Annotated in this window: 12 protein-coding genes; all 12 read left to right on the top strand. The window is 62.7% G+C overall.

Translation table 11 applies throughout. The annotated features are described in order from the left end of the window. The first annotated feature begins 181 nt into the window (after positions 1-181). The 12 genes from oxc (at position 182) to HDG37_RS36195 (ending at position 14,712) form a co-directional block, all read left to right on the top strand. Positions 182-1,930 carry an oxalyl-CoA decarboxylase gene (gene oxc, locus HDG37_RS36140; protein ID WP_184056026.1) on the top strand — a complete coding sequence of 583 codons (1,749 nt, stop codon included), beginning with the start codon at positions 182-184 and terminating at the stop codon, positions 1,928-1,930. Positions 1,931-1,956: 26 nt separating this feature from the next. Beyond that, positions 1,957-3,207: a formyl-CoA transferase gene (frc, locus tag HDG37_RS36145; protein ID WP_184056027.1), complete on the top strand. Its 1,251-nt coding sequence runs from the start codon at positions 1,957-1,959 to the stop codon at positions 3,205-3,207. Positions 3,208-3,326: 119 nt separating this feature from the next. Continuing rightward, the gene (locus HDG37_RS36150) at positions 3,327-3,758 is read left to right on the top strand and encodes a PAS domain-containing protein (protein ID WP_184056029.1); all 432 of its coding nucleotides are present in this window, start codon (positions 3,327-3,329) and stop codon (positions 3,756-3,758) included. A 158-nt stretch (positions 3,759-3,916) separates the two neighbouring features. After that, on the top strand, positions 3,917-4,108 hold the full coding sequence (locus HDG37_RS36155; RefSeq protein WP_260335233.1) for a hypothetical protein: 192 nt from the start codon (positions 3,917-3,919) through the stop codon (positions 4,106-4,108). A gap of 93 nt (positions 4,109-4,201) precedes the next feature. After that, the gene (gene frc, locus HDG37_RS36160) at positions 4,202-5,449 is read left to right on the top strand and encodes a formyl-CoA transferase (RefSeq protein WP_184056031.1); all 1,248 of its coding nucleotides are present in this window, start codon (positions 4,202-4,204) and stop codon (positions 5,447-5,449) included. Positions 5,450-5,559: 110 nt separating this feature from the next. Next, on the top strand, positions 5,560-6,339 hold the full coding sequence (locus HDG37_RS36165; RefSeq protein WP_184056033.1) for a fumarylacetoacetate hydrolase family protein: 780 nt from the start codon (positions 5,560-5,562) through the stop codon (positions 6,337-6,339). A gap of 1 nt (position 6,340) precedes the next feature. Further along, a complete protein-coding gene (locus HDG37_RS36170; protein ID WP_184056035.1) occupies positions 6,341-7,924 on the top strand; it encodes a Re/Si-specific NAD(P)(+) transhydrogenase subunit alpha in 1,584 nt (527 codons plus the stop codon). A 9-nt stretch (positions 7,925-7,933) separates the two neighbouring features. After that, entirely contained in the window at positions 7,934-9,325 is a 1,392-nt protein-coding gene (gene pntB, locus HDG37_RS36175; RefSeq protein WP_184056037.1) for a Re/Si-specific NAD(P)(+) transhydrogenase subunit beta, read from the top strand. A gap of 50 nt (positions 9,326-9,375) precedes the next feature. Beyond that, positions 9,376-10,788 (top strand): pyruvate kinase, encoded by a 1,413-nt coding sequence (gene pyk, locus HDG37_RS36180; RefSeq protein ID WP_184056039.1) that lies wholly within the window; start codon positions 9,376-9,378, stop codon positions 10,786-10,788. A gap of 470 nt (positions 10,789-11,258) precedes the next feature. Further along, positions 11,259-12,584 (top strand): oxalate/formate MFS antiporter, encoded by a 1,326-nt coding sequence (gene oxlT / locus HDG37_RS36185; RefSeq protein WP_184056041.1) that lies wholly within the window; start codon positions 11,259-11,261, stop codon positions 12,582-12,584. 83 nt (positions 12,585-12,667) lie between these two features. Further along, a complete protein-coding gene (locus HDG37_RS36190; protein WP_184056054.1) occupies positions 12,668-13,141 on the top strand; it encodes an NAD(P)H-dependent oxidoreductase subunit E in 474 nt (157 codons plus the stop codon). Continuing rightward, positions 13,138-14,712 (top strand): NADH-quinone oxidoreductase subunit NuoF, encoded by a 1,575-nt coding sequence (locus HDG37_RS36195; protein ID WP_184056043.1) that lies wholly within the window; start codon positions 13,138-13,140, stop codon positions 14,710-14,712. Before HDG37_RS36190 ends, HDG37_RS36195 begins: the two co-directional genes overlap by 4 nt. Positions 14,713-14,851: the final 139 nt, after the last annotated feature.

Genomic DNA, 14,851 nt, shown 5'->3' on the forward strand with positions numbered 1-14,851 from the left:
CGTCCGCAGCCCGTTTGTGCAATGCAAACAGTTCGTGCGTGATTCCCTTTCGCCTCATGCGAATGCGGCCAGCCGCGCTGCAACAATCGACCCCGTCCCCAAAAATCCGCTTGACTAATACTGTATGTGGAATATTGTATATCACGGATCACACAACGCCCCGCCAAGGAGGAGAGACGTCATGGCAGAAGCTGGGAGCACCCTGCAGAGCGCTGCAGAAGAAGCACAGAAACGCGGGACAACCGAAATGACCGACGGATTTCATCTGGTCATCGATGCGCTAAAACTGAACGGCATCGACACGATCTATGGTCTGCCGGGTATTCCCATCACCGACTTGACGCGGCTCGCTCAAGCCGAGGGGATGCGCGTCATCAGCTTTCGACACGAGCAGAACGCGGGCAATGCCGCCGCAATTGCCGGTTTCTTGACGCAGAAGCCCGGAATCTGCTTGACCGTTTCCGCGCCCGGCTTCCTGAACGGGCTCACGGCGCTTGCTAATGCAACGACCAACTGTTTCCCGATGATCCTGATCAGCGGCTCGAGCGAGCGCGAGATCGTCGACCTGCAGCAGGGCGACTACGAAGAGATGGATCAACTGAACGTCGCGAAACCGCACGCCAAGGCGGCCTATCGCGTGCTGCACGCCGAGGACATCGGCATCGGGGTTGCGCGTGCGATCCGCGCGGCCGTATCCGGGCGTCCCGGCGGCGTCTACCTGGACCTGCCCGCCAAGCTGCTCGCGCAGACCATCGATGCCGCGAAGGGCCGGAACTCACTCGTACACGTCGTTGACCCGGCGCCACGCCAGCTTCCGGCGCCTGACGCTGTCGGGCGTGCTCTCGATTTGCTGAGGAGCGCCAAGCGTCCGCTGATCATTCTGGGCAAAGGTGCCGCTTATTCGCGAGCCGACGCCGAGATTCGTGCGCTCGTCGAAAAGACCGGCATTCCGTATCTGCCGATGTCCATGGCCAAAGGCCTGCTGCCCGACAACCATGCGCAATCGGCCTCGGCCGCGCGCTCGTTCGTGCTCGCGGAATCGGACGTCGTCATGCTGATCGGCGCTCGCTTGAACTGGCTGCTGTCGCACGGCAAGGGCAAGACGTGGGGCGCGCCGAAGCAATTCATCCAGATCGACATCACGCCGACGGAAATCGACAGCAACGTGCCCATTGCCGCGCCGGTGATCGGCGACATCGGTTCTTGCGTGTCGGCCCTCCTGGCTGGCATCGATTCGAGCTTCCCGAAGCCTGGCGCGGAGTGGATCGACACACTCGCGGAACGCAAGGACAAGAATCTGGCGAAGATGGCCGAGATGCTCGCCAGGAATCCAACGCCAATGAATTTCCACAGCGCGCTGCGCGTGATTCGCGATGTGATCAAGGCGAACCCGGATATCACGCTCGTCAACGAAGGGGCCAACACGCTGGACTATGCCCGCGCCATTGTCGACATGTACAAGCCGCGCAAGCGCCTGGATGTCGGTACGTGGGGGGTTATGGGCATTGGCATGGGTTACGCGGTCGCCGCGGCGGTCGAGACCGGCAAGCAGGTGATCGCGGTTGCGGGCGACAGCGCATTCGGTTTCAGCGGCATGGAGATCGAGACGATCTGCCGTTACGACTTGCCGGTTTGCACGATCGTCTTCAACAACAACGGCGTTTATCGCGGCACCGACGTCAACCACTCCGGAGGCAAGGACGTGGCGCCGACGGTTTTCGTCAAGGGTGCGCGCTACGACAGGATGATCGAGGCGTTCGGCGGCATCGGCTATCACGTCACGACGCCAGAGGAGTTGGAGAAGGCGCTGATCGAATCCATCAAGTCGGGAAAGCCGACGCTCATCAACGCCGTCATCGACGAAGCAGCGGGAACGGAGAGCGGCCGCTTGACGAATCTCAACCCCCAAAGTGCGGCGATGAAGAAGTAACGCCATTAATCATCAGGAAAAGCAAAGTGACCAATCCCCTCGACGGAATCAAGATAATCGACTTCACCCACGTACAGGCGGGTCCCGCATGCACGCAGATGCTGGCCTGGTTCGGCGCTGACGTGATCAAGGTTGAACGCCCCGGCTCAGGCGACGTGACGCGCAATCAGTTGCGCGATATTCCCGACGCCGACGCGCTGTATTTCACGATGTTGAACAGCAACAAGAAATCGCTGACGCTGGACACCAAGAAGCCCGAAGGCAAGGAAGTGCTCGAAAAGCTGATTCGCGAATCCGATGTGCTGGTGGAGAATTTCGGCCCAGGCGCGCTCGACCGGATGGGCTTCTCCTGGGAGCGCCTCAACGAACTCAACCCGAAGATGATCGTGGCATCGGTGAAGGGTTTCAGCGACGGCCATCATTACGATGACCTGAAAGTCTACGAGAACGTCGCCCAATGCGCAGGCGGTGCGGCTTCCACCACTGGCTTCTGGGATGGCCCGCCGACGATCAGCGCAGCGGCGCTGGGCGACAGCAACACCGGCATGCATCTGGCGATCGGCATTCTGACCGCACTGATCGGCCGCGATAAAAGCGGCAAGGGCCAGAAGGTGGCGGTGTCGATGCAGGACAGCGTGCTGAACCTGTGCCGCGTCAAATTGCGCGACCAGCAGCGTCTCGATCGGGTCGGCTACCTCGAGGAATACCCGCAGTATCCGCACGGCACGTTCAGCGACGTGGTGCCGCGCGGCGGCAATGCCGGCGGCGGCGGCCAGCCAGGTTGGATTCTGAAGTGCAAGGGCTGGGAAACGGATCCAAACGCGTATATCTACTTCACCATCCAGGGCCACGCATGGGAGCCGATCTGCAAGGCGCTGGGCAAGCCCGAGTGGATCGACGATCCGGCCTACAAGACGGCCGAGGCGCGTCAGCCGCATATCTTCGATATCTTCGCGACCATTGAGGCGTGGCTCGCCCACAAGACCAAGTTCGAGGCGGTCGACATCCTGCGCAAATTCGATATTCCGTGTGCGCCGGTGCTGACGATGAAGGAACTGGCGAACGATCCGTCGTTGCGCGCGAGCGGCACCATCGTGGAGGTCCAGCACAAGAAGCGCGGCTCCTACCTCACGGTCGGCAGCCCGATCAAGTTCTCCGATCTTCAGCCTGAAATCACCGCGTCGCCGTTGCTCGGCGAGCACACCGACGAGGTGCTGGCGAGCCTTGGATATAGCAAGCAGCAAGTCTTCAATCTGCGGGAAATCAAGGCTGTCTGACGGCGCTGGCAGGCAGAGCTCGGAGTAGCCGGGCTCTCATTGTCGGGGTGTGCAGGTGCGGCGCCCTGGATGGACGCCGTAGTGACTGAACAGTAGTCTTTTCGAATCCAGGTAGCCCTATGCAAACAGCCATCGACTTTGAGCAATTGGTAGGAGCAGTCGGCGATGCAATCATCATTTCGGACGCTCAGGGGCGCATCACACTGTGGAACCCGGCTGCCGAGCGCATGTTTGGCTTCACGCAAAGCGAGGCCATGGGGCAGTCACTGGACCTGATTATTCCGGCACGTTTGCGCGGGCGTCACTGGGATGGCTATCACAAGACGATGGCAAGCGGGCAAACCCGCTACGGTAACGATGTGCTGCGCGTTCCTGCGGTGGATAAAGCGGGGCGCTCCCTATCGATCGCGTTTACGGTTGCGCTGCTGCATTCACCGGAACATGAGTTGACCGGGATCGTTGCGGTGATTCGCGATGAAACCAGTCGTTTCCAGGAGGAGCGCAATCTGCGCAAACGCCTTGCCGAACTGGAAGCCCGCGTTGGAGCGTGAAAGGCGCAGTCATGCCATGTCCGAACGCGCGTTCCGGGACGGTCGAGAACCGCGCTCCGGGCCGCCCGGATCCGGTTGGCCGGCTATCGTGACGATCTACCATGAGGAATCCAATGCACATAGAGGTATTTGGGCAATATCGGCTTGAGCTGTCCGCGATGCAGTTGATCCACAACGGCGGATGGGCTGCTTATTTTGCAATCCGCACGGTCGAAGAAAAGCATCAGGCGCAACACAACCTCCTGCCCTACCGGCAGGTTGTCGACGAGGTCGTCTTTGAAAGCGAAGCGGCGGCCATTGCCGGCGCGCGTCGCGTGGCGATGGCGCTGCTCAATCCGGCAACCCGGTAACGCTAGCGGTACCGTTGTGGCCAGGTGGAGATCAGAGGCGTAATGGGCGCGCGATGCTCAGACCAGATACAGATCAATTTAGGGAGACGTAACATGGGCAAGGCATTGGAGGACGTGAGGATTCTAGATTTCACGCATGTGCAATCGGGTCCGACGTGCACGCAGTTGCTGGCGTGGTTCGGCGCCGATGTGATCAAGGTGGAGCGGGCGGGCGCAGGCGATGTCACGCGTGAGCAGCTGCGCGACATCCCGGAGGCGGACAGTCTTTACTTCACGATGCTCAACCACAACAAGCGCTCGGTGACGATCGACACGAAGAACCCGGAAGGCAAGCGGGTTCTCGAAGCGCTGATCCGGAGGTGCGATGTGCTGGTGGAGAATTTTGCGCCGGGCGCGCTCGAGCGGATGGGCTTCAGCTGGGAGCGTATCCAGGAACTGAACCCGCGCATGATCGTGGCGTCGGTCAAGGGCTTCGGTCCCGGGCCGTATGAGGACTGCAAGGTCTACGAGAACGTCGCGCAATGCGTGGGCGGTGCGGCGTCGACCACCGGCTTCGACGACGGCCCGCCGGTCGTGAGCGGCGCGCAGATCGGCGACAGCGGCACCGGGCTGCATCTTGCGCTCGGCATCGTCACGGCGCTCTATCAGCGCAAGACGACGGGGCGTGGTCAATACGTGCTCGCCGCGATGCAGGACGGCGTGCTGAATCTGTGCCGCGTGAAGCTGCGCGACCAGCAGCGGCTCGAACGCACGGGCGTGATGCGGGAGTATCCGCAACATCCGAACGGCACCTTCGGCGAAGCGGTGCCGCGCGCCGGCAATGCTTCCGGCGGTGGTCAGCCGGGCTGGATTCTGAAGTGCAAGGGCTGGGAGGCGGACCCGAACGCGTACATCTACTTCATCGCCCAGGCGCCGGTATGGGCGAAGATCTGCAATGTGATCGGCAAGGAGGAATGGGCCACCGATCCCGACTACGCGACGCCTGCCGCGCGGCTGCCGCGCCTGAAGGAGATTTTTGCCGAGATCGAGCGCTGGACCATGACCCGGACGAAGTACGAGGCGATGGAGACGCTCAACAAGTACGACATTCCGTGCGGCCCGATCCTGTCGATGAAGGAGATCGCCGAGGAGCCATCGCTGCGCAGGACCGGCACGATCGTCGAGGTCGATCATCCGGTGCGCGGCAAGTATCTGACGGTCGGCAATCCGATCAAGCTGTCGGACAGTCCCACTGAAGTTACGCGGTCGCCGCTGCTAGGCGAGCACACCGACGAGGTGATGGCCGAGCTCGGCTATTCGCCGGACCAGATCGCGCATTTGCGTGCGGTCGGCGCGTTATGACAGCGTAAGCCGTGCCTGACCGCGCGTCTGACGCGCGGGACAAGATGTTGCGGCGCGACCCGCCCGGGCCGCGTCAGTGCACCCCAATGAATCGCGCAGGAGACATTCCGATGAAATCGTGGATACGTTTTCGGCTCGCCGATGGCCAGATGGGCTTCGGCGTGCAGGAAAGACATCGCGTCACCGAATACGAAGGAGATATGTTCGGTGACGCCGTCCCAAGCGGCAACGTGTTGAGCCGGGACGACGTTACGCTGCTCAACCCGTGTGTTCCGACTAAGGTCGTCGCGCTGTGGAATAACTTCCATGCGCTGTCGGAGAAACTTGGCAAGGCCGCGCCGTCCCACCCGCTGTTCCTGATCAAGCCGCCGACGTCGGTGATCGGTCCAGGCGAACCCATTCGTCGTCCGAAAGACTACAGTGGCAAGATCGCGTACGAAGGGGAGCTTGCGATCGTAATCGGCAAACGCTGTCGCAACGTATCGGTGGAAGAGGCAAACGATCACATCTTTGGCTTCACCTGTATCAACGACGTGACGGCGGCCGAATTGCTGAACGAGGATGTCAACTTTGCGCAATGGTGCCGCTCGAAGGGTTTCGATACGTTCAGTTGTATCGGACCCGTGATCCAGCGCGACTTCGATTGGCGTACGGCCAGTGTCGTGACGCGGCTCGACGAGGTGGAGCGGCAGAACTACCCGCTGGCGGACATGATCTTTTCGCCTGCGGAACAGGTGAGCCTGATCTCGCACGATATGACGTTGCTGCCCGGCGACGTGATCGCTTGCGGTACGTCGATTGGTGTCGGCTCGATCAAGGACGGCTCGACGGTCGACGTGTCGATCGACGGTATCGGCGTGCTGTCGAACGCGCTGTCAACGGAAATCTGATATGGCGATGACGATTGCAGTACCGCGCGAGATTCGCGCCGGGGAACGTCGCGTCGCGGCGACGCCCGAAACCGTCGGTCAGTTGCTGAAGCTCGGTTTCGCAGTGAGCGTCGAGGCGGGCGCGGGCCTAAGGGCGGCGTTCGACGACGATGCATATCGCGCGGCTGGCGCGCAAGTCGTCACCGATACCCGTGCCCTGTGGGCCGATGCCGATATCGTGATCAAGGTGCGTGCGCCGGAGTTTAATCCGGCGCTCGGTGTCGATGAAGGGGCGTTGCTGAAGAAGGGCGCGATATTGATCAGCTTCATCTGGCCCGCGCAGAACGCGGTGCTGCTCGAGCATCTCGCGGCCGGCGGCGCTAGCGTGCTGGCGATGGACTGCGTGCCGCGCATCTCGCGCGCGCAGAAGCTCGATGCGCTCAGCTCGATGGCGAACATGGCCGGTTACCGCGCGGTGATCGAAGCCGCGCAGCACTTCGGGCGCGTATTCACCGGACAGATCACTGCAGCGGGCAAGATGCCGCCCGCGAAGGTGATGGTGATCGGCGCGGGTGTTGCTGGCCTCGCCGCCATCGGTGCGGCGCGCGGTCTGGGCGCGATCGTGCGCGCATTCGACACGCGCCCCGAGGTCGAGCAGCAGGTCGAAAGCATGGGCGCCGAGTTTCTCAAACTGGACGTTGATGAAGACGGCAGCGGTTCAGGCGGCTACGCGAAGCAAATGAGCGCGAAGTACATCGAAGCGGAAATGGCGCTGTTCGCGGCGCAGGCGAAGGACGTCGACATCATCATCACCACCGCGCTGATTCCTGGCAAGCCCGCGCCCAAGCTGATTACCGCAGCCATGTTGGAGACCATGCGGCCGGGCGGCGTGATCGTCGACATGGCAGCGGAGCAAGGCGGCAATTGCGAACTGACGCAACCCGGCGAGGTGGTAGCCGTCAAAGGCGTGACGATCGTCGGCTATACCGACTTGCCGAGCCGGATGGCGACGCAGTCGAGTCAGCTCTACGGCACGAATATCCGTCATCTGCTGGCCGATCTGACACCGCAGAAAGATGGCGTGCCGTGCATCGACATGGGTGACGACGTGATGCGAGGTGCGACGGTCGTGCATCAAGGCGTTGTTAGCTGGCCGCCGCCCCCGCCGAAACAAGCCGCGATCGCGACGCACCGCGCGCCGCCGGTGAAGCCCGTCACGAGCCCGATCGACGCCAACCAGCAGGCCGCCGCCTCGCGCCGTTCGCGCCACACGTCGCTGGTGCTGCTGGCGATCGCGGTGTTGGCGCTGCCGGCGCTCGGCGCGGTCGCGCCGCCGGCGTTTGTCGCGCATCTGACCGTGTTCGTGCTGGCGGTATTCGTCGGCTATCAGGTGGTCTGGAACGTGACACCGGCCTTGCACACGCCGCTGATGAGCGTGACCAATGCGATCAGCGGGATCATCGTGATCGGCGCGCTGCTGCAACTTGGCACACCGAACCTGCTGGTGACGGTGCTCGGCGGTGTCGCGTTGCTGATCGCCACGATTAATATCGCCGGGGGGTTTCTCGTGACCCAGCGCATGTTGAAGATGTTCCAGCGCAACTAAGGAAAACTCATGTTGAACGGAATCGGCAACATTGCGTATTTAGGCGCGAGCACACTGTTTATCCTGAGTCTGCGCGGACTGAGTCATCCGACGAGCGCGCGCCGCGGCAATCTGTACGGCGTGGTGGGCATGCTGATCGCGGTCCTCGCCACGCTGCTGATCGCGCAAGGCGCGGGGCTGGCAGTCGTGCTGGCGGCGGCCGTGATCGGCGCAGCCGTCGGCGCACTGCTGGCACGGCGCGTCGAGATGACACAGATGCCGCAGCTGGTCGCGATACTGCACAGCTTTGTCGGGCTGGCCGCGGTGCTGATCGGCTTCACCAACTTTCTGATGCCGGCCGGCCAGTCCGGCGGCGCGGAGCGGGTGATCCACCTGTCCGAGATCTATCTTGGCGTCTTTATCGGCACGATCACGTTCACGGGCTCGATCGTCGCGTTTCTGAAGCTGCAGGGCACGATCAGCGGCAAACCGCTCGTGATGCCGGGCCGGCATCTGCTGAACCTGACCGTGCTGGTACTGTGCGTCGCGATCGGCTACCGGTTCCTCACGGTGCCGTCAGGCGCGGACGGCGTTCTCGCGTTGCTCGTGATGATCGTGCTCGCTGCGGCGCTTGGCGTGCATCTGGTGATGGCCATCGGCGGCGCCGACATGCCGGTCGTCGTGTCGATGCTGAACAGCTATTCCGGATGGGCGGCCGCCGCCACGGGCTTCATGTTGAGCAACGACCTGTTGATCACGACCGGCGCGCTGGTCGGCTCGAGCGGCGCGATTCTCAGCTACATCATGTGCCGCGCGATGAACCGCAGTTTTGTGTCGGTCATTCTCGGCGGCTTCGGTGCGGCTAGCGGCACGCGTTCCGCGGACGTCGCGGGAGAGGTGGTACCCACCACGGTTGACGAAGTTAGCGCGATTCTGCGCGATGCGTCCGAGGTCATCATCGTGCCCGGCTACGGGATGGCCGTGGCGCAGGCGCAGGCGACCATCAGCGAAATCACGCGCAAGCTCGACGGTCTCGGCGTGAGGGTGCGTTTCGGTATCCATCCGGTCGCCGGCAGGTTGCCGGGCCACATGAACGTGCTGCTTGCAGAAGCGAAGGTGCCATATGACATCGTGCTCGAAATGGATGAAATCAACCACGACTTCACCAACACGGATGTCGTGCTCGTGATCGGCGCCAACGACATCGTGAACCCGGGTGCGCTCGAAGATCCGGGCAGTCCGATCGCGGGGATGCCGGTGCTCGAAGTGTGGAAGGCGCGCACGGTGGTCGTATCCAAGCGCAGCATGGCGACCGGCTATGCGGGCGTGGACAACCCGCTCTTCTACAAGGACAACACGCGGATGCTGTTCGGCGATGCTAAGGGCAGCGTCGATGCGTTGCTCAGGCAGCTTGACGCTTGACACGCTGTTACCGCGCTCACTCCCCCCTAACTTCACATTACTGATCGATCATGATCCGCCTACGCAAAGCAAAGATCGTCGCGACCCTCGGCCCCGCGACCTCCAATCTCGAAACAATTGCGCAACTCGTTCGCGCCGGTGCGGATGTCTTCCGGCTGAATTTTAGCCACGGTTCGCACGAGGATCACCGGCGCCGGTATGAGCTTGTTCGCGAGGTCGAACATACTGCGGGCCGGCCCATTTCGATTCTCGCGGACATGCAGGGACCGAAGTTGCGCGTGGGTCCTTTCGCTGAAGGCAGGGTAATGCTCGCCGAGGGCGCGGAATTCGCGCTCGACCGGAACCCGGCGCACGGTGACGTCAAGCGCGTCTGCTTGCCCCATCCGGAGCTCTTCGAGGTGGTCGCCGCTGGCCAGTCGCTGCTTCTCGACGACGGCAAATTGCGCCTGGAAGTGCTCGACAACAGCGGCGAGCGGATCCGCACCCGGGTGATGCACGGCGGAATCCTGTCGGATCGAAAAGGGGTGAATGTTCCCGACGCGATCTTGCCGATTCCCGTGCTGACCCAGAAGGACCTGATCGATCTGGAATTTGCGTTGTCACTGGGCGCTGACTGGATTGCGCTGTCGTTCGTCCAGCGTCCGGAAGATTTGATCGGCGCGCGCGCGCTCATCGGCGAACGCGCGGGGCTCATGGTCAAGCTGGAAAAGCCGGCGGCGCTCGAGCGGCTCGACGAGATCGTGAATGCCGCCGACGCCGTGATGGTGGCACGCGGCGACCTGGGCGTCGAGCTTCCACCCGAGCGCGTGCCGGGCATGCAGAAGCGCATCCTTCGATCCTGCCGCAGCCATGGCAAACCGGTGATCGTCGCGACGCAGATGCTCGAATCGATGATTTCAGCCCCGGTGCCCACGCGTGCCGAGGCATCGGACGTCGCGACGGCCATCTACGATGGCGCGGACGCGGTCATGCTGTCTGCGGAATCGGCCAGCGGTGGCTTCCCGGTGCAGGCCGTGGCGATGATGGAGCGGATCATCAAGGAGGTCGAACATGATCCGCTCTACCGGAACCTGCTCGATGCCCAGCACGAGCTTCCGCTCGGCACACCGGGCGACGCGATCTGCGCGGCACTGCGCGATGTTGCACGGACCATCGCTGCGGTTGCAACGGTCACATACACGACATCCGGACACACCAGCCTGCGGGCTGCCCGTCAGCGGCCGGCCGCGCCGATTCTCAGCATCACGCCGAAGCTGTCGACGGCGCGGCGTCTTGCGCTGGTTTGGGGCGTGCATTCCACGGTCAGCCCTGACGTCGGATCGGTCGATGAGATGGTAAGTGCCGCGTGCGGCATTGCCGCGAGGCTGGGTTTTGCCAATTCAGGCGATCAGCTGGCGATCGCAGCGGGCATGCCGTTCGGCGAATCGGGTACCACCAATCTGCTGCGCATTGCCCAAGTCTGAGCGACGCCGGGCACGAAGTGCAGAGGGTAGACGGAGACATAGACGTGTCACACCTTGTTCCTGTGCTGGATGCGAACCGGCAACTCGTAGGGATGATCTCGCCGACGGATCTGATTTCCGGGTTATACCGCCAGGCGCAAGCCTCACAACGACGTGCAGCATGAAACCAGGCGCGCTCGGCGGCGCCACCTGCAAGCTTATCGAGTGCATAAGTGATGGCCAATCCAAAGCATAAGAATCTTTAATTTTCGTTAATTGTTGATGCCATCCATCATGGCTTAAGCCTTAAAGGAGCCAGGGTTTCGAACCGGCTGCCAGTGCAGCGCGCCGCGACATCAATCAGCTGTCCGTGATGGCAACGCGCGCAGGAGTTCACCCGGAACGGTCTTCAAGCATCATGGGTGTCCTGCGTAGACGGACAGGTGTTTTTATCAGGCAATCAAACAAGTCAATAGACGGAGACAAAGAACGTGGCACACACTGAAACAGCCTTTAGCGGCTATACGGCACGCCGGCATAACCGGTGGGTCCAACTGGCGGCCGGCATCGCGTGCATGGGGCTCATAGCAAACCTTCAATACGCGTGGACCCTCTTTGTCGTCCCGATGGACGCCAAACATCACTGGGGCCAAGCAGCGATCCAGTTGGCGTTTTCGATTTTTATCGTTACCGAGACCTGGCTGGTGCCCGTCGAAGGCTGGCTGGTGGACAAATTCGGTCCTCGTCCGGTGGTGATCGGTGGGTCGATCTGCGCGGCGCTCGGCTGGGTTCTCGATGCCTATGCGCCGAGTCTGCCGGTGCTTTACGTCGCTGCTGTGATTGCCGGTGTCGGAGCAGGGTGTGTGTACGGCACCTGTGTGGGCACGGCGCTCAAGTGGTTTCCGGACAAGCGCGGGCTCGCTGCGGGTCTGACTGCGGCGGGCTTTGGCGCCGGCGCGGCGCTGACGGTGATTCCGATTTCCAACATGATCCAGCGCTCCGGCTACGAGCATGCGTTTGTGTTCTTCGGCGTGTTTCAGGGCGTCTGCATTCTTCTGCTGGCAACCTTGCTGGTGCGCCCGAAGCCGCCGGCGCATGCGGCGGGTGCCAAGCGCATTGTCGCAACGAAAACTGACTACACGACCAAACAGATGGTTCGTGCACCGGTTTTCTGGGTGATGTACGTCATGTTCGCGTGCGTCGCGTCAGGTGGGATCATTGCTACAGCTCAGATCGGTCCGATCGCCAAGTCATACGGTTTTTCGACGATGCCGGTCAGCGTGCTGAGCGTGATGTTGCCGCTGCTAGCGATGACGCTGTCGATCAACAATCTGTGCAACGGCTTCACACGCCCGCTATGCGGTTTCATCTCCGATCGGATCGGGCGTGAGAACACCATGTTCATGACCTTTCTCGGACAAGGGCTGGCTTTGTTGGGGCTGATGCATTTTGGCCATAACCCCTATTTGTTCATCACGTTTTCCGGGCTCGTCTTTCTGTGCTACGGCGATGTCTTCTCGAACTTTCCGGCAACCTGTGCCGACACGTTTGGTGGGAAATATGCCGCAGGCAATGCCGGCACGCTCTATACGGCCAAAGGCACCGCCGCGATGATGGTGCCAGTGGCTTCGCTGTTGGCGGCGCAAGGAGGCTGGAACACGGTGTTCGTCTTCGTTGCGTGTATTTCGATGTTGGCCGGCGTGTCCGCGAAGGTCATCTTGTATCCGATGCGACGCCGCTGGATTCTGAACTCTGCTGCGCCCAGCAAAGTATCGGAAGACGACTTTCAACTGTTGCCTCTCGGTTCGCATGAGTGAGAGCCATTAAAGAAACGCGGATGTTCGCAATGCAATGTCGGATCCGAACGTGAAGGCATCCCAACACCGCTCCGCAGGAGAACATTTTGGCCGATTTTAGCGAGTTGATTGAGCGGCATAGTCGCCGTGGTGGTTCCCTGCTTGCCGTGCTGCACGCGATCCAGGACGAACTCGGCTACGTGCCGCCCGACGCGGTTGCGCCGCTCGCACGTGCGCTGAACCTGTCGCGTGCGGAAGTACACGGCGTCATCACCTACTACCATCACTTTCGCACCACGCCCGCCGCGCCCGTCACGGTGCAGCTTTGCCGCGCCGAAGCGTGCCGCAGCATGGGCACCGAGGCGCTTGCCCGGCACATCGAGGCGCACACCGGATGCCGCTTCGACGCCGGTCACCATGAGGGCGCAACGGTGGAACTCGAATCGGTGTACTGCCTCGGCCAATGCGCGCTGTCGCCGGCGATGATGCTCAACGGCACGCTGCACGCGCGCGTGTCGCCGCAAAAATTCGACGCGCTGCTCGCCGCTGCCCGCAAATGCGTGGAGGTGCCGGCATGACGCGCATCTATGTTCCGCGAGATTCCTCGGCGCTCGCGCTCGGCGCCGATGCGCTGGCCGAAGCCATCGCCAGCGAAGCCGCGCGCCGCGGCATTGCGATCGAACTGATCCGCAACGGTTCGCGCGGGTTGCTGTGGCTCGAACCGCTCGTCGAAGTTGCGACGCCCGAAGGCCGCATCGGCTATGCGAATGTCGACGTGGAAGACGTCGCCGCGTTGTTCGACGCGGGCTTCATCGACGGCGGCGAGCATGCGCGGCGCGTCGGCGTGGTCGACGAGATTCCGTATCTGAAGAAGCAGCAGCGCCTGACCTTCGCGCGCATCGGCATCACCGATCCGCTCTCCATCGACGACTACGTCGCGCACGGTGGCCTCGAAGGCCTGCGCAACGCGCTGCAAGCCGACGGCGACACCGCCTGCGAAGCCTTGATCGAATCGGGTCTGCGCGGCCGCGGCGGCGCGGCCTTCCCGGCCGGGATCAAGTGGCGCACCGTGCGCGCAGCCAAGGCAGCGCAGAAGTACATCGTCTGCAATGCCGACGAAGGCGACTCGGGCACCTTCTCCGATCGGCTCGTGATGGAAAGCGATCCGTACATGCTGATCGAAGGCATGATCATCGCGGGCATCGTGACCGGCGCGAGCGTCGGCTACATCTATGTGCGCAGCGAATACCCGCACTCGATCGCGACGCTCGAAGCTGCCATCGCCCGTGCGCGCACAGCCGGCTGGCTCGGCGACTGCGTGCTCTCGAGCGGGCAGCGTTTCGAGCTGTTCGTCGCGAAAGGCGCGGGCTCGTATGTGTGCGGCGAGGAAACCGCGATGCTGGAATCGCTCGAAGGCAAGCGCGGCATCGTCCGCGCAAAGCCGCCGGTGCCCGCACTCGTGGGTCTCTATGGCCAGCCCACCGTGATCAACAACGCGATCACGCTCGCCACCGTGCCGATCATCTTCGCGCGCGGCGCCGCGTTCTATAAAGACTTCGGCATGGGCCGCTCGCGTGGCACGCTGCCGTTCCAGCTAGCCGGCAACATCAAGCGAGGCGGCCTCGTCGAACTCGCGTTCGGCGTGACCTTGCGCGAACTGCTCGACGACTTCGGCGGCGGCACCGCGAGCGGCCGGCCGGCGCGCGCGGTGCAGGTCGGCGGTCCGCTCGGCACCTATCTGCCGCCAAGCCAGTGGGACATTCCGATGGACTACGAGGCGTATGCGGCAGTCGGCGCGGTAATCGGCCACGGCGGTCTGGTCGTGCATGACGACACGTCGAACCTCGCCGAACTCTCGCAATACGCGATGCACTTCTGCGCGCTCGAATCGTGCGGCAAATGCACACCGTGCCGGATCGGCTCGACGCGCGGCGTCGAGGTGATCGCGCGGATTCGCAACGGCGACACGTCGACGCGTCAGGTGCAATTGCTGCGCGATCTGTGCGACACGATGGTAGCCGGCTCGCTGTGCGCGATGGGCGGCATGACGCCCTATCCGGTGCTGTCCGCGCTCGATCATTTCCCTGAAGACTTCGGTCTCGCCGCCGATCCCACTGCCGACCACGCCACCAAAGCGGCCGCGGCCTGACTCCAGGAGTTCACCATGTCCGACCAGTTCAACTCCCCTGCCGGCGCCCCGAAGGAAGTCCCCCTGGGGGGCGGCTGCGGCTCAGGCAACTGCGCGTGCAAGTCGCAAGCCCAGGCACGCGCCGCCAACGCGTTCGCCG

It is taken from the genome of Paraburkholderia sp. MM5384-R2 (assembly GCF_014201025.1).
In the GTDB taxonomy this organism is placed as follows: domain Bacteria; phylum Pseudomonadota; class Gammaproteobacteria; order Burkholderiales; family Burkholderiaceae; genus Paraburkholderia; species Paraburkholderia tuberum.

What these genes read in the sequence shown, in the direction of transcription:
- oxc (WP_184056026.1), top strand. Translation starts at nt 182, where the DNA reads ATGGCAGAAGCTGGGAGCACCCTGCAGAGCGCTGCAGAAGAAGCACAG.
- HDG37_RS36150 (WP_184056029.1), top strand. Translation starts at nt 3,327, where the DNA reads ATGCAAACAGCCATCGACTTTGAGCAATTGGTAGGAGCAGTCGGCGAT.
- HDG37_RS36155 (WP_260335233.1), top strand. Translation starts at nt 3,917, where the DNA reads ATGCAGTTGATCCACAACGGCGGATGGGCTGCTTATTTTGCAATCCGC.
- frc (WP_184056031.1), top strand. Translation starts at nt 4,202, where the DNA reads ATGGGCAAGGCATTGGAGGACGTGAGGATTCTAGATTTCACGCATGTG.
- HDG37_RS36165 (WP_184056033.1), top strand. Translation starts at nt 5,560, where the DNA reads ATGAAATCGTGGATACGTTTTCGGCTCGCCGATGGCCAGATGGGCTTC.
- HDG37_RS36170 (WP_184056035.1), top strand. Translation starts at nt 6,341, where the DNA reads ATGGCGATGACGATTGCAGTACCGCGCGAGATTCGCGCCGGGGAACGT.
- pntB (WP_184056037.1), top strand. Translation starts at nt 7,934, where the DNA reads ATGTTGAACGGAATCGGCAACATTGCGTATTTAGGCGCGAGCACACTG.
- pyk (WP_184056039.1), top strand. Translation starts at nt 9,376, where the DNA reads ATGATCCGCCTACGCAAAGCAAAGATCGTCGCGACCCTCGGCCCCGCG.
- HDG37_RS36195 (WP_184056043.1), top strand. Translation starts at nt 13,138, where the DNA reads ATGACGCGCATCTATGTTCCGCGAGATTCCTCGGCGCTCGCGCTCGGC.